The organism is Candidatus Aquicultor sp., assembly GCA_036504445.1.
Lineage (GTDB): Bacteria > Actinomycetota > Aquicultoria > Aquicultorales > Aquicultoraceae > DASXVE01.
The window spans coordinates 43708-64405 of sequence record DASXVE010000006.1; the positions used below are offsets into that span (position 1 = coordinate 43708).

The 20698-nt window shown below is 48.5% G+C and carries 21 protein-coding genes; 14 read left to right on the top strand and 7 right to left on the bottom strand.

Annotated elements, in window-relative coordinates:
• Positions 1 to 101 precede the first annotated feature (101 nt).
• The 3 genes from VGK02_00705 (at position 102) to VGK02_00715 (ending at position 4601) form a co-directional block, all read left to right on the top strand.
• Positions 102 to 1724 (top strand): Eco57I restriction-modification methylase domain-containing protein, encoded by a 1623-nt coding sequence (locus VGK02_00705; GenBank protein HEY3373570.1) that lies wholly within the window; start codon positions 102 to 104, stop codon positions 1722 to 1724.
• A 9-nt stretch (positions 1725 to 1733) separates the two neighbouring features.
• The gene (locus VGK02_00710; protein HEY3373571.1) at positions 1734 to 2435 is read left to right on the top strand and encodes a PaeR7I family type II restriction endonuclease; all 702 of its coding nucleotides are present in this window, start codon (positions 1734 to 1736) and stop codon (positions 2433 to 2435) included.
• Positions 2436 to 2792: 357 nt separating this feature from the next.
• A complete protein-coding gene (locus VGK02_00715; protein ID HEY3373572.1) occupies positions 2793 to 4601 on the top strand; it encodes an ATP-dependent DNA ligase in 1809 nt (602 codons plus the stop codon).
• A gap of 4 nt (positions 4602 to 4605) precedes the next feature.
• Here VGK02_00715 and VGK02_00720 read toward each other — a convergent pair whose 3' ends face one another.
• On the bottom strand, positions 4606 to 6153 hold the full coding sequence (locus VGK02_00720; protein HEY3373573.1) for an FAD-dependent oxidoreductase: 1548 nt from the start codon (positions 6151 to 6153) through the stop codon (positions 4606 to 4608).
• Positions 6154 to 6312: 159 nt separating this feature from the next.
• On the opposite strand from VGK02_00720, the gene VGK02_00725 reads away from it, so the two are divergent.
• From VGK02_00725 to VGK02_00740, 4 genes are all read left to right on the top strand, one after another.
• The gene (locus VGK02_00725) at positions 6313 to 7653 is read left to right on the top strand and encodes a hypothetical protein (GenBank protein ID HEY3373574.1); all 1341 of its coding nucleotides are present in this window, start codon (positions 6313 to 6315) and stop codon (positions 7651 to 7653) included.
• A 7-nt stretch (positions 7654 to 7660) separates the two neighbouring features.
• The gene (locus VGK02_00730; protein ID HEY3373575.1) at positions 7661 to 8170 is read left to right on the top strand and encodes a nitroreductase family protein; all 510 of its coding nucleotides are present in this window, start codon (positions 7661 to 7663) and stop codon (positions 8168 to 8170) included.
• A gap of 204 nt (positions 8171 to 8374) precedes the next feature.
• A complete protein-coding gene (locus VGK02_00735; GenBank protein HEY3373576.1) occupies positions 8375 to 8875 on the top strand; it encodes a spore germination protein GerW family protein in 501 nt (166 codons plus the stop codon).
• A gap of 35 nt (positions 8876 to 8910) precedes the next feature.
• Positions 8911 to 9459 (top strand): type 1 glutamine amidotransferase domain-containing protein, encoded by a 549-nt coding sequence (locus VGK02_00740; protein ID HEY3373577.1) that lies wholly within the window; start codon positions 8911 to 8913, stop codon positions 9457 to 9459.
• A gap of 70 nt (positions 9460 to 9529) precedes the next feature.
• Here VGK02_00740 and VGK02_00745 read toward each other — a convergent pair whose 3' ends face one another.
• The 3 genes from VGK02_00745 to VGK02_00755 are packed head-to-tail and all read right to left on the bottom strand — an operon-like array spanning position 9530 to position 10499.
• Positions 9530 to 9907, bottom strand: coding sequence for a hypothetical protein (locus VGK02_00745; protein ID HEY3373578.1), 378 nt, complete (start codon positions 9905 to 9907; stop codon positions 9530 to 9532).
• Positions 9871 to 10296: a phage holin family protein gene (locus VGK02_00750; GenBank protein HEY3373579.1), complete on the bottom strand. Its 426-nt coding sequence runs from the start codon at positions 10294 to 10296 to the stop codon at positions 9871 to 9873. The genes VGK02_00745 and VGK02_00750 overlap by 37 nt, the downstream gene beginning before the upstream one ends.
• A gap of 2 nt (positions 10297 to 10298) precedes the next feature.
• Entirely contained in the window at positions 10299 to 10499 is a 201-nt protein-coding gene (locus VGK02_00755; protein HEY3373580.1) for a hypothetical protein, read from the bottom strand.
• A 155-nt stretch (positions 10500 to 10654) separates the two neighbouring features.
• Here VGK02_00755 and amrS point away from each other — a divergent pair, with 155 nt between their 5' ends.
• Both amrS and VGK02_00765 read left to right on the top strand, forming a co-directional pair.
• Positions 10655 to 11563, top strand: a complete 909-nt coding sequence (amrS, locus tag VGK02_00760) for an AmmeMemoRadiSam system radical SAM enzyme (GenBank protein HEY3373581.1) — start codon at positions 10655 to 10657, stop codon at positions 11561 to 11563.
• Between the two features lie 293 nt (positions 11564 to 11856).
• Positions 11857 to 12591, top strand: coding sequence for a hypothetical protein (locus tag VGK02_00765; protein HEY3373582.1), 735 nt, complete (start codon positions 11857 to 11859; stop codon positions 12589 to 12591).
• A gap of 22 nt (positions 12592 to 12613) precedes the next feature.
• On the opposite strand, the gene VGK02_00770 is transcribed toward VGK02_00765, so the two are convergent.
• Entirely contained in the window at positions 12614 to 13927 is a 1314-nt protein-coding gene (locus tag VGK02_00770; protein HEY3373583.1) for an alkaline phosphatase family protein, read from the bottom strand.
• Positions 13924 to 14736: a hypothetical protein gene (locus tag VGK02_00775; GenBank protein ID HEY3373584.1), complete on the bottom strand. Its 813-nt coding sequence runs from the start codon at positions 14734 to 14736 to the stop codon at positions 13924 to 13926. Before VGK02_00775 ends, VGK02_00770 begins: the two co-directional genes overlap by 4 nt.
• Before the next feature lie 313 nt (positions 14737 to 15049).
• Between VGK02_00775 and VGK02_00780 the strand changes: the two genes are divergently transcribed.
• Positions 15050 to 16996 (top strand): molybdopterin-dependent oxidoreductase, encoded by a 1947-nt coding sequence (locus VGK02_00780; protein ID HEY3373585.1) that lies wholly within the window; start codon positions 15050 to 15052, stop codon positions 16994 to 16996.
• Positions 16997 to 17311: 315 nt separating this feature from the next.
• The gene (locus VGK02_00785) at positions 17312 to 18160 is read left to right on the top strand and encodes a GGDEF domain-containing protein (protein ID HEY3373586.1); all 849 of its coding nucleotides are present in this window, start codon (positions 17312 to 17314) and stop codon (positions 18158 to 18160) included.
• Between the two features lie 24 nt (positions 18161 to 18184).
• On the opposite strand, the gene VGK02_00790 is transcribed toward VGK02_00785, so the two are convergent.
• A complete protein-coding gene (locus tag VGK02_00790) occupies positions 18185 to 19195 on the bottom strand; it encodes an alpha/beta hydrolase family protein (GenBank protein HEY3373587.1) in 1011 nt (336 codons plus the stop codon).
• A gap of 318 nt (positions 19196 to 19513) precedes the next feature.
• Here VGK02_00790 and VGK02_00795 point away from each other — a divergent pair, with 318 nt between their 5' ends.
• The 3 genes from VGK02_00795 to VGK02_00805 all read left to right on the top strand — a co-directional run bounded on the left by VGK02_00795 (position 19514) and on the right by VGK02_00805 (position 20665).
• On the top strand, positions 19514 to 19816 hold the full coding sequence (locus VGK02_00795) for a hypothetical protein (protein HEY3373588.1): 303 nt from the start codon (positions 19514 to 19516) through the stop codon (positions 19814 to 19816).
• A 221-nt stretch (positions 19817 to 20037) separates the two neighbouring features.
• Positions 20038 to 20322, top strand: a complete 285-nt coding sequence (locus VGK02_00800) for a hypothetical protein (GenBank protein HEY3373589.1) — start codon at positions 20038 to 20040, stop codon at positions 20320 to 20322.
• Between the two features lie 124 nt (positions 20323 to 20446).
• A complete protein-coding gene (locus VGK02_00805) occupies positions 20447 to 20665 on the top strand; it encodes a hypothetical protein (GenBank protein HEY3373590.1) in 219 nt (72 codons plus the stop codon).
• The last annotated feature ends 33 nt before the right edge of the window (positions 20666 to 20698 follow it).

Genomic DNA, 20698 nt, shown 5'->3' on the forward strand with positions numbered 1-20698 from the left:
AAGCACGATTCTTTAACGGCGAGGCAAGCAAGGCTCTGATATAATCATTCTATGATTTACTCATATGCAGCAAAGTAAAATATCGTTTTTTGGAGGTGCGGTTGCAAGTTCTTAATTACGGCACGGTTTTTACCAAACGGTGGGTGGTTGAGATGATCCTGGATCTTGCTGGCTACACTGCTGATCGAGATTTAGCACAAATGGTAGCCGTAGAGCCTTCTTGTGGAGATGGATCGTTTTTGGTTCCGATGGTTGAACGGCTCTCAAGATCCTGTAAAACACGCGGGAGAGCGATTATAGATGCCAAGAACTCAATCCGTGCTTTTGAACTTCAAGAGTGTCACGCTGAAAAGGCAAATGAAGTGGTAAGCGCGACACTGATATCTGAGGGATGGCCTGTCAACGATGTGCGGGAAGTTCTATCTAGCTGGATTAAACAGGCTGACTACTTACTCGAAGAACATCCTAAGGGAGAGGTTGATTTCGTAATTGGCAATCCCCCTTATATTAGAGCGCAAGAGATTCCTTCAAGCTGTAGAACTACATATATCAAAAACTGCAAGACTATGACAGAAGGTACGGATATTTATGTAGGTTTTTTTGAAGTGGGTCTTAGATCCCTAAAACCCGAAGGTGTTCTTGCTTTTATTTGCGCTGACAGATGGATGCGCAATGCATACGGAAAGCGACTTCGTAAGCTCATATCATTGCTTCATGCTGTTGATACAGTACTTGAGATGCATGGTGTCGATGCCTTTGCAGAAGAAGTATCCGCGTATCCTGCAATAACAATTTTAAGAGCGGGCGTGCAAGGTTCAGTTGTAGTGGCAAGTGCTACACCTAATTTTAGTGCTGCGTCTGTACCATCGTTGCTTGGCTGGATTAAGAGCAATAACCATGATTCGCTTAAATTGCCATCTATCGTTGCTGCTCGCTTGCAAGAATGGTCTTACGGTGATATGTTTTGGCCTACAGGATCGCCAGCACGATTAGCAGTTTTGGATGACCTTGAAAGACGTTTTGCGCCGCTGGAGGATGGTTTTACAGGAACAAAGGTTGGCATTGGCATTGCAACAGGGGCCGATAGAGTTTTCATAATACATGACAAGACGGTAGTGGAATCAGATCGATTATTACCATTGGTAATGACATCTCATATCCGGTCTGGGTTTCTTGAGTGGTCTAATACATGGTTGGTAAATCCTTGGAATGGCAATGGTGGACTTATTGAGCTAGATCGCTATCCACAACTTAAATGTTATCTAGAGAGCTCATCGAATCAATTAAAGCAACGTCACATTATCAGTAAAGCGCCTGAAAAATGGTATCGTACGATTGATAAAATTGACTCTACTCTAGCCGTAAAGCCGAAATTGCTTTTTCAGGACATGAAAGCATCTATACAACCTGTTCTTGATCCCGGTGGCCTGTATCCTCATCACAACTTATATTGGGTTACTTCTGAGAAATGGGATTTAGAGGTTCTAGGTGGTCTACTTTTATCAAAGGTAGCTCAGATGTTTATCGAGTGTTATGCCGTACGCATGAGAGGCGGCACACTTCGCTTTCAGTCGCAGTACTTACGGCGGATTTGTGTTCCAGACCCAGACAACTTAAGCAATGAATTGAAGTTACATCTGACCCATGCGTTTCGTGAACGCAATGTTGAGTTAGCCACAACTGCTGCGATAAAAGCTTATGGCCTTACAGAGATGCCAGACTAGGAGGATTAGGTGCCAGAATATAATTTTCGAGAAGCGGCAACAAAATGCTGGACGATAAGAGCGAATGCTGCAGAACGGCAAGCTGAAAAGGGAGTCGCAGATATGGGGCTTCGAGCAGAGGTTACATCTGGTAGACATATGGTTCCCTTGGAGAATCTTATCGCTCAAATCTTTATTGACGCTGGTTTGCCTGAGTCAAGTTTATTTCTTAAGTCAAGGCTGGAACTACCCGGATATTTTAGAGCAGAGAAGCAGTGGGATATTGTAGCTGTGCATAAGGGTACTTTAGTGGCAGCAGTTGAGCTAAAATCCCAACTCGGATCATACGGAAAGAACTTGAATAATAGAGCCGAAGAGGCAATTGGCAACGCCATGGATCTTGTTACAGCAGGTAAAGAAGACCTGCTAGGCCCAAGACCACCATGGCTTGGCTACGTCTTTGTCATGCAGGATGACGTAGAATCGTGCGCGCCGGTAGGGGTCAAGGAACCCCACTTCCCAGTCGACCGCGAGTTTAAAGATGCATCATGCCAGAAGCGGATTGCAATTATGTGCAGGCGTCTTCTTATCCAACGTCTCTATAATGCTGCGTGGTTTGTCACTGGAAAACCAGAGGTAAGGACTGAGGATATCATGGAGCCTGATCTCGAGCTTATTTTTGCAAAGCTTACCGCCGCAATTCGGGGTAGGGTTGGAGAAATACTCGCTTAATAGCATGCAGGTTAGAGGGAAATGTAACGTTAGCAATCCTCTTCAGCGACTAACTGAAAGCCGTTCATTCTTAATATACTAATTAAGAAAACCAACGGATAGCATTTTCTGGTACTTAATGCCAATGCCAATTTCTATTTCAATGCTTGGATGGAGGTACTTGGCAATTTCTCTTATCTTTATATGCACAAGCTCGCTCGGTAATATGGTGCCCACCGATTATATGATAAGTCTCGATTTCAAGGAAACTTAAGAAACTAGAATTTCTCTAGTTCTAAATGAACCAGTTATTGGGTGAGGGTCAGTTTTTCATTTTTTCGGGTACAAACATCTATAAACCCGTAAGGCGGCGAGCTTATGCTATACCTTCTTTTAGCTCAGGCATTTCGAGACATAGAAGCTACAACGAAGAGAATTGCAATGACCGATTCTCTCGCAACACTGCTCCGCGAAACTCCGCCGCAAGACATTGCGAAGGTCGTCTATCTAATCCAGGGAAGACTGCATCCCAACTTCATGGGTATTGAGATCGGAATGGCCGAAAAGCTCGTTGTGCGCGCCGTAGCCAATGCAACCGGGTTATCGATAGATGATGTGCAAAACTACCTCAATGAAAGCGGCGATATCGGCTCAACAGCACAGATTGAGCTTGACAAGGCATTCCACGGAATCGAACAACCGGGGTTGGCGGCCCGGGTTGAACACGGGGAAGCACTGCAACCTCGCGGCCAAGCATTTACAGTTGCGGATGTATACGAAACGCTCAACGAAATTGCGACAATGTCGGGACCGGGAAGCACAGAGCGGAAAATCGTTGCGCTGAGCGTACTGCTTCGTAGGGCGACCCCACTCGAAGCGAAGTATATAGCGCGAACCGTAACCGGAAAACTGCGCCTTGGAATCGCCGATATGACGGTCCTCGATGCGCTGGCGCTGGTCTACGGCGGCGGCCCGGCATCACGCCCTATAATCGAGCTCACGTACAATATCACATCGGACCTCGGGCTGGTGGCAGAGGCGCTTGAGCGTGGTGGTGTCGATGCACTGCGGGCATTTACGGTTCAGGTTGGCATGCCTATTCGTCCGATGCTTGCCGAGCGACTTGGAACACCTGCCGATATCCTCGCCAGGATGGGGGGCGAATGCATTGCCGAATACAAGTATGATGGTGAGCGCGTTCAGGTTCACAAGAACGGCGACACTGTGCTACTGTTCTCACGCCGTCTTGAGAATATAACGAGCCAGTATCCCGATATAGCCGAGATTATTCGCAGTACCATAACGGCTGACACCGCGATACTTGAAGGCGAAATTGTAGCCGTTGACCCCGAAACCGGTGAGAACCGTCCGTTTCAGGAGCTCATGCGCCGGCGCAGAAAACGTAATATTGCCGGGATGGCGCAAGAGCTTCCGGCGTCGATTTTCTTTTTCGACAGCCTCTTTGTCGATGGTCGTGATCTTACCGGAATGCCGTTTTTGGAGCGTCGTCGTGAACTCGAGCGTATTATAATGCCGTCAGATCGTTCACGCATTGTTGAATCTACCGTGGTCCATAGCATTGATGAACTTGAAGTTTTTTTCGAGGCAGCCATCGAAAAAGGTACTGAGGGCATTGTATGTAAAGCGATTGGCCCTGAATCAACGTACCGGGCGGGTTCACGGGGCTACCTCTGGATTAAATACAAGCGTGAGTATAGAAGCGAGATGACGGATACCGTCGACCTGGTGGTTGTTGGTGCATTCTACGGTCGGGGCAAGCGCGCCGGCGTATATGGTTCGCTTCTGATGGCGGTGTATTTGCCGGAGACCGATACCTTTAGAACCGTCACACGTCTCGGGGCCGGTTTTACGGATAAAGACCTCGCCGAACTGCCGCGCATGCTTGAGCCTCATAAAATATCTCACAAGAATCCGCGAGTTGACGCCAAAGAGCACTCCGATGTCTGGTTTGTACCGGAGGCTGTACTTGAGGTAATCGGCGCGGAGATAACGATAAGCCCGCTGCACACCGCAGGTTTAAACATTTTCCGGCCGGGTAGCGGACTGGCGATTCGCTTCCCGCGTTTTACCGGCAAATATCGATTCGATAAGGCTCCTGAAGACGCGACGACCGAACAGGAGGTCATCGAGATGTATCAATCACGCATAAAGAAGATAGCATCTTAATACCCTAATCGCTGTCTTCCTCAGGCAGATTTGCTAAGGCCGGTCCGTGGATGACTTCACCTTTAGCTGTAAAGCGTGAACCGTGACACGTACAATCCCAGGTCAATTCAGCGTTGTTCCAGCTTAGCGGGCAGCCCAAATGCGTACAGTTTGGTGAGAGCTTGTAAACAGTGCCGTCTTCATCTTTGTGGACGGCGACCTTTTTATGATCCACCAGAACGACCTCACCCTCACCTTTGTCGAGATCCTCGGGGTTTTTATGTTCGGGCTGCGAGATCACGCGCTTCGCATATTGTTCAACGATATTGAGGCCTTCGCTGGCAAACCGTTTACCGAACGAGGAAAGCTCGTGCCGCGACGGGTTAAAGAATCCCTTCCAGGGATTATCACGCCCGAGGACCTCATCGGCGAGCAATATAGCCGAGGCGGTACTATTTGCCATGCCCCAACCGTCAAACCCTGTTGCAAGGTACACGTGATCCGTGTGCGGGGATTTACCTATGTACGGTGCCGTATCGGCGGTGCGGTAATCCTCTGTCGACCAGTAGTAATCAATTGATTTTACGTCAAAACGTTCTTTGGCCTCATGTTCGATGTCGCGATAGTGTTTGAGTATATCTTTGCCCTGACCGGTTTTATGACTACCGCCGCCAATGATTAAGATTGTTCCTTTATCGGTCGGCTGATTACGCAGAGAGAAGTGCTCGCCGTCCTCTGTGTAATACATTCCTTCGGGTACATCGCCCCTTACGTAAACGCCCAGCGCATAAGCATAGTAAGGGTAAAGCCTCGCGAAAAACTGCCCCTTATCATAGAAGGGGAACGCGGTTGCCAAAACGACGTTCTTGCCCTTAATGGTGCCTTTGTTGGTAATTACCTCACACGGTTCGCCCTCAGCGATGTTCAGCGCTCTTGTGTTTTCAAAAATATAGCTGCCATCACCTGGTATTTCATTAGCTAGTGCAAGCAGATATTTTCTTGGATGAAATTGTCCTTGATTATGCAGTACCACCGCCGCCTTGATCGGAAACGGCAGGGGGGCTTCTTCTACATAGGAGACAGGCAGCCCGACCATTTGCGCGGCTTTTGCTTCGGCTTTTATCGCAGAAACATTATTCGCCTGCTCGGTATATGTATATGCGGGTGCGCGCTTGAAATCGCAATCGATGTGTTTGTGCTCGACAGTGTCGGCTATATGATCGATTCCTACCTGGTTAGCCTCTGCGTACGTACGGGCATCGTCAGCGGAAAAATACCGCAGCATCCGATGGTAATGCAATCCCTGTAGCGAGGTAATCTTTGCCGTGGTATGCCCTGTTACTCCCTTAAGGATTTGCCGCATTTCGATGACCGCAACAGTTTGACCGGCCTCTTTTAGCATACTCGCTACCGAGATACCGACGATACCACCGCCTAAAACGACCGAATCCACCTCAATACCTTGCTTAAGGCTCGGAAAATCGGTATCAGGAGTCGTTGCAATCCATAATGATCGTGATTTACCTGGTATTATAGCTTCATTACCAGTAGAACCAGCACCTCTATTATCCACTTTACATCCCCCACAATCTTTTAATCTACTAGCTTACTATATTTCTCAATGAGCTGCGGTGGAAACTTACGTGGATTTACCGCCAAAACCATCGCTTATTGGATGAATTTTCTATAGAATATATAGTATGGTGTACTTTCACTACCAAGGTGAAGATGAATGATAGTAAAGAACAAGCTGCTCGGCTTCTTGTTAGTGACTACTATATTTGTTTTAGTACTACCGGCTGTAGCGTATGCTAATAGTGCAAATCTGGTAGGCACGGGCAAGAGTACTCATACTGAAAACTCACAAGATATCGCTGTCGAGAAACTGGTAACCCAGATTTGGCTGCATAAGGGATATGCAGAGGTAGAAGAGGTCTACCAGTTCTATAACACCGGTCAATCCCAAGACGTTACCATGGGTATCCCCGAACTTATCAACTCAAAGGCCTCGCTCAAGTACGGTATATACAACTTCCATGCCTATGTCGATGGAAAACCGATGGATTCGCAGATGGTAAAGACGAGCGATCAAACCATTGGCACAAATTACGGCAGTTTCAACTGGCATGTAAATAGCTTCTATATAAACGAGAGGCAACGCAGAATTGTCGTTCATAGGTATTGGGTACGAATCATCCCGTGGGAGAATAAGCTTACACTGCCGCTTGACCCTGCGTCGACGTGGAAAGGTAATATTGGTGAAGCATACATCGCAGTCTATCTAATGGGCGGCCTTACCGAACGCGATCTTGTATATCCGGAGGGTTACGGTAATTACACAGGTAAATACTCGATCATGCCAACCGGATTTAGTACAAGCCCGAGCCAGATAACCTGGATGTTCAGCAACTATAAACCTGCACGAAACTTGCAGATAGAAATTTTCCCGGACCCGGACTACATTCCCATCGAAGAAGCGCACGCTTCTGGAGCGCACTCCGAAGGTGACGTGGTTTACGCACTTAAAAATGTTCTCGATGCGGACCCGGCCACAGTCTGGGGCGAAGGCGGTCCGGGGCCCGGCGAATGGATTACACTAAAATTCCCCAAAAAGCAGTGGGTTCGTGAATTTCGAATTATCCCTGGATATGCCTCGCTCGAAGGCATGTTTCGGTATTACAATCGCCCGAAGAATATCACACTCGTGTTTCCAAAAGGGATAACGCAGCACTACCGCCTTAAGGATGAGCTTGAAATGCAGTACTTGCCGGTTCAGCCGGTGCAAACCGATAAAGTAATGATGCGAATTGACAGCGTCTATAAGGGGATTTATCCCGATGTGACATATGTTAGCGAAATCGAGGTCGGCCAGATCGGTACCAAGTCGAAAGTCGACCCGACATCATGGAAAATCGGTCTCGATCAGCTTGAAGAAATGAAATTACGCCCACGCTATTCCATAACGGAACTCATAACTGTGGCAGTGACCGCTTTTGTATTTATCTTCATTCTATGGCAAGTAATTGTTGCATATCGGCTTCGCAAGCAACGTGCGGAAAAAGAATCGGGGTAAGGTTTTTGTGGACGCAATAGACGCAATTCTTTCCAGACGGAGCATACGGCGCTATACCGGTGAATCGGTGCCGAGTGAAACCATGGAATTACTGCTCAGAGCAGCGGTGAGCGCGCCTTCGGCAGGCAATCGGCAGCCGTGGCGCTTTATCGTTATAGACGATAAAGATATATTGCGGAAAATCCCGACCGTTCATCCTTATTCAAGCATGGTGCCGCAAGCGGCGGCGGCTATCCTCATTTGCGCGGATCTTGCGCTTGAAAAGCATCCGGGCTACTGGGTGCAAGACTGTGCGGCGGCAACACAGAATATACTGGTTGCAGCCCGATCTTTGGGCTTGGGCTCGGTCTGGCTTGGTGTCTACCCGCGAGATGATCGGGTATCGGGCCTCAAGCGGCTTCTCGGCCTCCCTGAAAACATCATGCCCCTGTCACTTGTTCCCGTAGGGATTCCGGCTGAAGAAAAGCCGCCGTCGGACCGCTATAATCCCGAGCGAATACACCGGAACCGCTGGTAATTTATGCGGCTTGAGCCCTCCCCTCAACCTGGCTCCTAAAACAGTTAAGGTCTTCCTCCGGAGCTGTTATTGTAATAGTTCTGCTGTAGTGCAGTTGCGCTTTGTGTGCTACCGTATTTATTACGATGACTTATCTGTTTGCAATAATTTTAAGTATGGTTGGGAATATTACGGAGTAAAGATTATTAACTGGTGGTGTTATGAATGACAGAATTTGGAGAAGTTGCGGATAAGATCATTAAGCAGCTCGGCGCTACAAACGTGGAAATGATATTCGGCGAGTCGAGGCAAATCGGCGACAAAGTTGTTATCCCCGTCGGCAAGATACAATACGGCTGGGGTGGCGGCGGCGGTCGTGGTGCCGCTTGCGGCAAGAAAGGCGAAGAAGCTACCGGACAACAGCCGGAAGGTGAAGGCCAGGGCATGGGCATGGGCGTTGTGGTTAAACCGTTAGGCTACATAACAGTTACGTCCGATCGCGTAACCTATGAACCGATCATAGATTTTAGCCCGGTACTTATGATCATGGCGCCGCTTCTCGGGCTCGCGTTACTTAAGTTTTTTGGATCGATGAAACACATGGCAAAGGGTGGATGTCGCTGCGGCAAGTGCATCTCAATGTGGAATAAGGGCTTTCCCATGGCCAAGTTCATGCACCATAAAGGTCATTCTCATCGCGCAAAAGGCTGGCATGAGCATAAGTAAACAAGAGCGAATGTTTGCAATCGAGGGGAATTTCAGTGTCTCTAGAGGGTAAACGCGTTGCTTTCATAGTAGCACATGAATTCGACGAGAAGGAGTTCGCACAGCCTTATGAGCGCCTCGTAAGAGAAGGCGCTCATGCTGTAGTTATCGGGGTTGAGGCCGAGCAGCGGCTCATTAGCCATCACCGGCAAGAAGAGGTCATCACCGACATCGGTATAGATGATGCCTCAGCCGACAATTTTGACGCGGTCGTAATCCCGGGGGGTTATTCACCCGATAAGCTCCGCTTAAGCAAGGGTATGGTCGATTTTGTGCGCGATATGTACGATCAGGGCAAGCTTATAGCTGCCATCTGTCATGCACCGGCGCTTCTCATTTCCGCCGATATTGTGCGCGGAAAAACGATGACCTCGTGGCCGTCAATCGCTATCGATCTTGCAAATGCGGGGGCTAACGTGATCGATGCGGAAGTTGTCATTGACGGCAACATAGTAACGTCGAGAAATGTCTCAGACCTTCCAGCGTTTATGCAGACCGTTGTAAATATCCTGGCCGGTAAAGCGCGAATGATTGCGGCAAGCTAGCAAAGCGATATTTTTATTGTGCCGGGTTTCTCGAGTAGGGCACAACTAAACATGACCGGCGTTATCAAGTTTACTGTTTTGGATTTTGCGGTTGCCGTGGGCTTTGTTGCGACTCTCGTATATATCTAACTACCAAACTCGTTATGACCGGCATTACAATCGGTTGTATCCAGCTAGCGACCGAGCTACCTGAGCGCTGGTGCGTTTGTTGATTATTTCTATTGCCACCGCCGCCAAACAGGCGGCCTACGGCTCGAAACAACACACCCGAACCGAGCACAAACCCCACAGTTAACGCGCCCAGCGCGATTTCCAGGGGATAGGCATCGATTGTATGACGCCAGTCCGTCACACGCTCGAACCGCTCTTCAAGCTGCTCGGCGGCCTCTGTTATGCGCTCACGCGTTTCTTCTATTTCTCTTCTGGTCTCGTCGGGTGTTTCAGCCATTCAGCATCCTCCTTTAATGTTTCAACGGTTTGCGGAGCTGTCTGTATGCTCCTGAATCTATTAATTCCCATGTAGATTACAATAGCTCCAACCGCCAGGAACGCCAGTCCGACCAATGCCGCCGAGATCCAGGGCGTGATAAGCGCGGATAAAAGCACGATTAGAGCGAATCCTAAATAGCCGATCGCAAAAATAAGGAAGAATGCTCCCGCAGCGACTAACGCCACCGCGACCCCGGTCCGTTGAACCGTGTTGGATAGCTCCTCACGTAGTAATTGGAATTCTTCCTGGATAAGCCTGCTTGTATCCTGAACTATTTGCCTTATTAACTCAGCAGCCGATTTGCTTTCCGGTCGTTCATCGGGCGGTCTTGGTGCAGCCTGTGCCATGATTAACGCCTCCCAAACAATATACCAAGCAGTAGTCCCGCAGCAAGCGCTCCTAAAATTGCGGGTACCGGGTTCTCACGAATAAAGGCCTCAGCTCTAGCAAGCTGCTCATCGAGCATATCTTCTATCTGTTGCATCTGCCGCGCTCTATCGTTTGAAGCGGTCTTGGGGACAAGCCTCGCCTCGCTGCCGGTTACTCTCATAACTCCTCCTATAGTTGTGTTTTTATTTTTTATTCCCGCACCGAGAAATGACAAACTCTGTATAATACGGGGTACAAACCCGACTAGTACCGGATATTCGTCCTATCGCATATTATAGCGCTTGTTGACCGGCCATATTCTAGAGAGGCGATACAATGGAAAACGGCATGCTTCATGAAGCAATGTTTTATGAAAAAAGGGAAGAAGGTAATGTTAAATGCAAGCTTTGCCCGCAGCTTTGCCTGATCGAGCCCGATGATACCGGTTATTGCTTCATTCGAAAAAATATTGACGGCGTGCTCTATGCGGTTGAATACGGCCGCATCAGCTCCGCGCATCTCGACCCGATCGAGAAGAAGCCCCTCTACAATTTTCACCCCGGAACAACCGTTTTTTCAATCGGTGCCCTCGGGTGTAATTTGCGCTGTCCTTGGTGTCAGAATTGGAGTATATCTCAGCCCAGCGCAAACTTCCCATCCATGTCCATTGATGAAGTTACCGACCAGTTTACCGAGCGTATGGCACCTGAACAGGCGGTAGAGCTTGCGAAAAAGTTCGAAACGAGTAGTTGCATTGGTGTAGCGTACACATACAACGAGCCGTTCACCTGGTATGAATATGTGCGTGATATCGCCGTACTGGTTAAAGAGGCAAGTTTGCACAACATAATGGTGACCAACGGCTACGTGTTGCCGGAGCCGCTAAAGGAGCTTCTTCCGCTGATTGATGCTATGAATATCGACGTAAAGGGGTTTAGTGAGTCGTTTTACCATACGCTAGGAGGGCATCTACGCCCCGTACTAAAAACTGCCGAGACCGCAAAGGAATTCTGCCACGTAGAAATTACGAACCTGATTATTCCCGGTCTCAACGATAGCAAAGAAGATTTTGAGAAGCTCACCAATTGGATTGCAGAATCACTCGGGTCCGATACGCCGCTTCATTTTTCCCGGTACTTCCCGTCGTATAAGTTGGCGACCGAGCCGACACCGATAGAAACCTTGCGCCTTGCCGAACAAGTCGCTCGCGAGCGACTTGAATTTGTCTACCTCGGAAACATCTAGCACAATTTGAAAATAGGCAACATATAGCGCTACCCGCATGCCGAAAATGTGGGTAGCGTGGTCTTATGTGAAGATAAACCGGGTTGTTTTCATCACCGCATTACTGGTCTGCATGATCAGCTATTAGCCTTTGACAACCTGAATTCGGCCTATCATGGTAGTACGTGTAATCAAGCTAACATAAGGTATAGTTATTATGGTGATGATAGGCCTTTATATTATGGTAAGCCTATGTTATACTACTAACAAAGATTGCTGTCTAATAGAGTTCGGCAAGGCGTGGGAAGAAAACCATGAGAAAATATAGGATAGACCTGCATAATCACACACCGCTCATACCGACGGATTATAAAGGCGATCCCACTACCAGCGGCGCCGATATCGTTGATACCGCGCTGGCAAAAGGAATCGATGTTTTTGCGGTAACCGATCATGTATCGGTCGGGTTCTTTTCGCACGTACAGCGTGCCGCCGCAAAAGCGCAGGCGATAACCGGTCGCAAACTGCTCGTCATTCCCGGGAGCGAGCTTAAGATAACCTGGCTGGGCGATGAAGTGCACCTCATAACGCTCTTTCCACCTGCGGATGCCGAGAGGCTTTTTGAAGAGCTCATGTTGTTCCTCGGGGCAGAAGCGTCAGAGCGCGCGCTCGATAACCTGCCCATGATCACAATTGAAATGGACCCGGCCATCGTCATCGACGAAGTCAGCTCGCTTGGCGGCATATGCCATATCGCCCACGTCGACCGCTATTTCGGCAATTACCGTTTGATGGACCGACCGATTATCGACCGTCTGATAAGTGAAACGCCGATTGCCGCCGTCGAGGTTATCGATATAAGCAATAGCCAGATGCTAAAGAGCAGGACAAACGGGGTTAGGCACATTCATTCGTCTGATTCTCACTGCAACGATGAGATAGGCAGGCGCTTTGCAGAGATTTTTATGCACGAATTAAGCTTCGAGGGTCTCAAAGATGCGCTGATGTCACCGGCAACATCACTTGAGCAAGAATCCTACGCAGGCTAAACAGCACGCCCACGCCACAGTTTTACTTATCAACTTTAAACGCGTTTAGCGTTTTCGGCCAGTAGATTCCGTTAAAGGGTTGCAGCTTGGCGCTGTAGTACTTTATGCGGTCGGTCAGGTTCAAAATTGTGGGCATCATATCTTTACCGTCGATTCGTCCCAATCCACCGGACACACACGCCTTTTCGTTGAACTCCCGCACCGAATCAGGCCAGGTATTTCGACCCAGCATGAGAAGTGGGACAGCTTCGCCGGAATGAAGCAAATCCGTGCCGCTCGGGGTACTGTGGTCGCCGGTAATAATAATGAGGTTCTCATCGCTTAGCAGGGGGCTATCAAAGAGATAGCCGAGTGCCGCATCGAGTTCGCTGATAACGGCGCGCTTTAAAAGCGGGTTTTTCTCGTGAGCGGCGTGGTCGGGCCCTTTGGTATGCACGTGTACAAACTCGTAACCGTCATCGAATGCTTTTTCTGCCAGCTTGAGGCGGTTTACCAGGTCGTCTTGCCAGTCGGGCAGGTATTTAACGCCGATCCAATCCATGCCGAGCTCAGTCGCAATACCGTTATAGATGATTCCCGATGATATACTTGCCGCCTTGAACCCGTAAAGCTTCTCGAACGGAATAAGCTCGCGCTTTCGACCGCACCATTTTATCAACAGGAAATTCGCCGGTAGCTTACCGTGCGCTTTTTGCTCCGCGTTAATCGAGTGATTCGAAAGCTCTTTGTAAACCAATTGCAAATACGCGTTCAGGCATGCGGCGGTTTTTGCCGCTTTTTTGGGCTCTTTGGTGCCCTCTAGCGGTTCGACCGTAATAATCGGTAAACCTTCGAGGTATGGATCCGCATCGGTGACGTCTTCACTTACATCGCCTCTCAGGTAGAGGATACCTTGTTTTTGCGAGTTAAATACAAACTCGCAGGAGACGCCGCCCAGCTCAAAACGGCCGATGTTCTCAGCCAGCTGTGCGCAGAAATTGTCTGCCATATCAATCGGGCGCTCGACCACAGTTAGTGAGCCGTCTTTTTGCTCTTCAACCGCGCAAAACAAACCTCGATACACAACCTCATCGGTTGAAAGAGGCATTCCCTCGCCGACAGTCTCGAACACACCTCTGCCCGGGTATTGTTCGAGCGGATAGCCGAAGATGACGAAATGAGCGACTTCGCTCCCCGGTGCAAGGCCCCGGCCAAGCGGCTGCAAAAGCCCGGTCATGCCAAGGCTTGCAAGTCTGTCGAGGTTCGGTGTATCTGCCGCCTCAAGGGGTGTCATATTGCCGATCTCCGGCCAGCAGCGGTCTGCAAGCCCATCCAGGATTATAAGTAGCGCTCTCACGAAGCGGTTCCTCCTTGTAAGGTAATAACATTTTTTATGATCGCCCGGTAATCAATAGCCGGTATATAGTTTCGCTCGCCTACACTATTTTTCAGCCACACATCGATTATCACCCGGCCGCAGGGGATGAGAAACTCATCCAGGTAACGCCGGTGCACCGCTTCATCGTAAGGAACCGTACCGTCAATATTTTTAAAATTGCCGCTGTGCACGCATTTAAGCTGGCGCTGGCCTTGCTTCCAGCCGCTTCCGACGATAGCTTCAATCTGCGCGTTATCATCGATATCCCGTACGGGTAAGAGCAGCGTGATGCCGGCATGCGCCAGTATATCCCGCTCAGCGTCAATTGTCGAAGCGGTTTGGCTCAGTTTAATACAGCCCTGGTGAAGATCACGCTCACCCGAGATAATCGGCGCTTTCCCGAGCGCCAAGGATAGCGGCACTCTGCATAAATGCATATAAAGATGACATGCGAGGCACGGCGAAAACATTCCATGTCTGTCAAAAAGAACGGTACTATAGCGACCGTTAAGAGCAGCCCAGAGCGAAGGGTTTCCAAGCACGATAAGATCGAGAACGGTGCAGTCGCCGCCGAGGCGTTCCTTGAGTACTTCGAGGTTGCCGTTGATAACATCCCAGTCACCATACTCGGTACCGGTATACACGGCTGTTGGCAGTATGACCTTGACGGCGTGCGTTTGACAGGCTGTAATAAGCGCCGCGATGCTGTCACGGCCGGCAATCTCACCAATCGCGAGACCCTTAGCGTCTCTAAGCGCTGCAATCCGTTGCGACGTTATCGAAGCCAACGGATGCTCTATGTTGCCGTCTTTTAGTATCAGCTGTCCGGTATCGATGGTGCTACCCCCGTTGTTCTCAATTCACATATAATGTGATTATCGACACATTCCCCATCTTGTTAAGATGAAAATTTGCCGGTTCGAACCATTCTTAAGACGTTCTGTGCCTCACAATATTAATTACCATCTTAATATAAGATACATTAGATACCAATTTGTTTTTAATTGTCATACATATGCTGTTGTCGTTGCCCAAATTTTAGTATCATTAGTAGAAATCGGTATGAGTATTAATCAGACGTAGCACGAACCGGAGCGGTGGATGACAGAACGCCAGATAATCAAAACAACCTGTCCACGAGATTGTCCTGACACATGTGGTATTGATGCCTACGTCACAGCCGGAACGATCGTAGGTCTCTCAGGAGACAACTCCCACGCCATTACGCATAAATTCCTTTGCAGGAAAGCGCTCAATTTTGGAAAACGAGTCTACAGCCAGGATAGAGTGGTGCACCCGCTGCAAAAAGTGGATGGGAATTGGCAGCAAATCTCCTGGGGCGATGCGCTCGAAACAATTACCGATCGCATCAAATCCACGATTGATGAATTCGGCAGCCTGGCGATACTGCATTACCAGAGCGCCGGCTCTCTTGGCGCTCTTAAGATGCTCAACAAGCGGTTCTTTAACCTGATCGGCGGGGTAACCGAAGCTTCCGGGAGCTTGTGCGGCGGCGCCGGAATCGCAGGGCAAACACTCGATTTCGGCTACAGGACATGTCATGACCCACTCGATTTATTAAACTCAAAGTTTATTATTCTCTGGGGGCGCAACCCATCAGAGACAAACATCCATCTGGTACCGATTCTTAAGGAAGCTCGATCAAGGGGTGCTCGCATAGTTCTGATCGACCCGGTAGCATCGGATACCTCCAAATTCTGCGACATGCATATCGCTCCCAGACCCGGGATGGACGGCTATCTGGCTATTGCGATGGCAAAAGTTATTACCGGCGAATGTTTGCACGACAGCGACTTCATTGATAATTACGGTCAAAATTACGATGCCTATCAGGGTATTCTTAACTCAATATCACTTGAAGAGGCATCGGCGGCATGCGGCGTTGATATTAAACGCATTGAGCTGTGTGCCCGTCATTATGCGAAAGCCAAACCGGCGGCCATTGTTCTGGGTTGGGGCATGCAGCGCTATGAGTGGGGGGCGGAAACGTTTCGCTTTATCGATGCGCTCGGCGCAATTACAGGAAACATCGGTGTTTCCGGCGGAGGTGTGAGCCACGGGCGGGACGAAGCCGAATACTTCGACCAATCGGTAAAAGGCAAAGAATTTGCGAAACATACACGAAAAGTACGAAAGCCGATGCTCGGTGAAGCGCTTGGAAAGCTTAACGAGCCGCAGGTAAAGCTGGCGTTCATCAATGGAGCCAACCCGCTGAATCAATCGCCCGATCTCAAATCGGTAAAAAACGCCTTTAAGAAGATCGATTTTGTCGTCGTATTGGAACAGTTTATGACCGATACGGCCGAGAGCGCGGACATCGTACTTCCGGTTACCACGTATCTCGAGGAAGCTGATATCGTCGGTAGCTACTGGCATAGTTACGTTGGTCTCGTAAACCCTATTATCAAGCCAATCGGGGAGGCGAAATCCGATCTCGAGATTTACCAACTCCTCGCCGAGCGCCTTGGATTTGGCGCTGAGATGGGAGGCAGTCCTGAACAATGGATCAGACGGTTAATAAAACCCCTGGAAAATGGCGGTATAACATTTAATTCGCTTAAAGCCGGAAACATGCGTATCCCGTTTATAGAAGACGTTCCGTTTTCAGACAAAAATTTCAAAACGGACTCGGGCAAGTTCAATTTTGTAACAGAGTTTTCCAGACCCGTATTTGGATCGGATGAATACCCGCTCGTATTGCTTTCAACCCACTCCCGGCAGTGGATGCATTCGCAAGTACTGCCGAACGAGCATAAAGAAAAGCTCACAGCACGTATACATCCAGTAACTGCAGGCAATTACGGTATCTCGGATGGCGAAACAGTCTTCATTGTCTCGTCCAAGGGCAAAGTGGCAGCACAGTTTTGTTGCACGGAAGGCGTGCGAGAAGGCGTCGTTGAGGTCAAACAAGGCCATTGGGCAAAATATCACCAATCACTCAACCAGGTAACAGAAGCAATCATGAGCCGTGACGGTCAAAACGCCTGTTACTATCAAACCACTGTAAAACTTCAAAAAACTCGTTAGTTTCCTTAAAAACTCACTAATTTCCCTCAATATTCCCTGGAATTTGCCGAAAGATATAGGGATAGACGAATTGCGCGTAGCTTTAATGATTGAGCCAGTAGTCGATTAACTATCTTGCCAGGGGATGGAAGAGGTTTGACAAAAACTGTTAAAGAATTAAGAAAACAATACATGCGCATACATAGTCAGCGCTCATCTCTATCGAGGCTGGGCATAGCTACAGTAATCCTCGGGATTTCTTCCGTTGGCTTTGTTATTGCTCCAGCCTGGCTACCTCTCAACCAAGCCGTTAACCTTCGTTTTGGATGTGCTTCAGTGATCGTATTCGTATTCGGATCAGCGGTTTCTCATATACTGACAACGCGACTGATCATGAAATCGATGAATATGATGGCCGAAGAACTCACCCAGGTTGCCGCCTCTGGTGACTACAAAAAGCGTATCCAAGCTATAGGCGGCATAGCCGGTCCTTTAGTTTTAGAGATCAACCACTTACTTAAAACAACCGATGACAATAACGAGCGCATAGTTGAAATGACCGATATTATTTACCAGCGCGAGCAGGAAAACCAGGTTCTATGGCTTGAGATCGAGCATAACCTCTGTCTTGCAAAGGAAGATGCCGAACGCGACGGGCTCACAAATCTATATAATCGCAAGTGCGTTGACCAGAGATTTGAATACGAGCTCGAAAAAGCCAAGCATGCCGGTTACCCGGTATCGGCGCTTATGGCGGATCTAGATCACTTTAAGCATGTCAATGATACCTACGGTCACCAGGTTGGCGATGAGGTATTGAAGATATTTGCGGAGACACTATGGCATTCGGTGCGCGTAGATGATATTGCAGCCCGTTATGGTGGAGAAGAATTCATAGTCGTCCTACCTAATACGGCGATAGAGGACGCTATGCATGTTGCCTCTCGTATTAATGCCGAGTTTACAAAAGCGGTCGAGCGCGAGCTTTCGGATGTAGACGGGCTCAGTTGTACGGTAAGTATCGGCGTTGCTGATTGCCCGGCGCATGCACAAACCAAAGACGACCTCGTTGCGGCAGCAGATGCCGCGCTCTTCGACGCTAAAGAACATGGCCGAAATCGTGTCGTGTATTACGGGGACATGCATCCCGATCAAAGCGCCCTACATAATAAGAAAAGCGCATAGTCCTGCTAGGTTATCGATGCTTTATTAGGTTAAAAGACCCGCATTCCGCTGCTGAGATAATGCCTCGTTTAGGAATTTGCTAATATCTTTATTTGTACGACGGGCGCCGATCGCGCCGATATGACCGCATTGGTAGCGCTGAATCCTCGGTTTCCCCCAGGCATCCCACAACCGTTCAATCGATTCGCACGGAATAAATGAATCGTGCCGGGCTTCGGCAAGGAAGATGCGCTCTGCCGGCACGAGCGGCTTATTATATTGGAGCTCCCACTGTGCGAGCAGGTGAGCGGCATGCCTATCCGATTCTTTTTCCAGCCCCGCCGCAATTACACCGGTTTTCGTATCTGCACGTGTTTCTGCTACAGAGCCTTTGAAAAGCTGCAACGGTGAGGTTACCGGCGCCAGCAGTATTGCGTAGTTAACCTTACGGACCGCTGTAGCGACTAAACCCGCTACATATGCGCCAAGGTTGAATCCCAATAACCCGATTTTCTGTTCACCATTACCGGTCAGCCAGGTTATAAGAGCCAAGACGTCTTTTACCGCCTGTTGCAGCGCTTCGAATACGTCGCGCGGGTTACCGCTCACGAACTGTTTACCGCTTGCCGATCGCTTCACGGAACGCTCCATATGATATGGCAGTGTTATCAACACACAGTCATGGCCCTGCTTTGTGAGGTTAAGCGCATGGGCCTCGGCCCGCTTATAACGGCGTTCAAATAAACCGTGCAGGATAATAATAGTTGACTTAGGCAGACCGTTCTTGTGTTTGAAGTAATGGCCGAATACTGTGTTGTTCGTTGTAGATGCTGTTGTGATCTTGCTGGGAAATGCAAATTGGAATACATCCAGCGGTCCTTGTGCGGCCGTGTGCTTAAGGAAAATCTTCGGTGTTTTAAGGACTCTTTTCGGTGGATGCGGAAGCTTTTCAATGAAATCCAGGCCCAAATTGTCGAATCCGTTTAACCCGGCCCGTCGGGGTGAAACCGATGGCATACTTACCTTATCCAGTGTGTGGGCGATGATTTTATTCATGCAACGACTCTCTCTGTAATCTAAAAGACTCACTTTGGTAGAGTGGCCTACGTGTTGGTTAGTGAGCCAGGCAGCCGGTATCCGAATACTATTGTTAACAAATAAAGCAGATAATATCAACGAGCATTTTTACCGGATTTAAAGTTGAGTTATTAAATTTGCAGGTAAAAGTTAAGTAATAGAGAAAAGCAATTAAGAAAAGTGATAAATTCGGTCAAGGTCGGCAAGTGGCAGATAATCGACCTATATAATAGTAAGCTATCGAGACATCAAGTTGTAGAGCCATAGAATTAAAGAATTATAGAGTACGGGGGCATAATGAATATACCCAAGTGGATTAATCTTGCATTAAGTATACTTGCTTTCATCGTTGTAATTGTCAGGATTCGGTATGGACTAAAAGCATATGGCGCCCGTAAGAGTATTTTTGGTGGGAACAAACGCTACTTAAGGATCGGGCTTATCGCAAATGTTGGATATGCCATTGTCGCCTTTCTTCTTTCCGCTTATTTTCTCCTCCTTTATATGGGAAGCAGCGCTGCAACGCCCGTTTTTGAGGTAATGCTGCTCCTTCTTCTGGTCGTACTCATAGTTGAAGCGACGTTTAAACATAGGGGATAGGGGTATAATCATCCCAATACCGGGGAATAGTAACTATGTTACAATTGCAACTTCGTAGTTACATATAATTGCGTTAAATACCAAATATTTACTAAATATGTGTTGACATTATTTAATTTTATATATACCATAGGGGGTATATGGCAGCACAGCCTCAACAGGCAAGCTGTAAAACCCAATGCCCAATGGGCACTATCGATAAGCGGTAGGAGGGATTGCTAGTGTCGAGTACAGAGAATAACTTGGCTGAGCTAACCGAGCGGAATTCTGAACGGCTTAGGGAATACCATGACAGGGTTAAAACCTTAACGAAAGGCGAGCTTGCAGATGAGCTTGAGAACCTGAAAGATGAGCTTGCCGACGAAGAAGGCGAGATGCGGTTAATCATTGGACAGACAGGCGTTCACATCAATGCCAAACAGGTCGACGCGTATCGTGAGTCGTTTGCGCGTGAAATGGACTTTATAAAGAAGAAGATCGGCCTCGTGCAAGAAGCTATGGGATAGATGGGGCCCCGGTATGGCAACATTAAAAGCACCAGTACAGGTTGATATTTTTAATGATAGCAGTACATGCGGTTTTGGCTGAGGCTCATATGGTTTGTCTCAGGCTGAGATAAATTGGATGGTTGTGGAACCGCTTAAAGATAGTTTTGGCGACGCAGTTAACGTTAATTATTTCGATGCGACGGACGACGGAATCGACTCGGAGCTTAAAGAAATCTTTGAAGTGCACGACTATCCGTTCCCGCTGGTCTTCCTTAACGGGGAGCTGGTAAGCGCAGGTTTTATCTCGTATTACGAGGTCTCGGAACGGGTTAATACGGTTTTAGGTAGTGAGAAACACTAGTTTCTTAAACACTAGTTTTTAATAGTTAGGCGT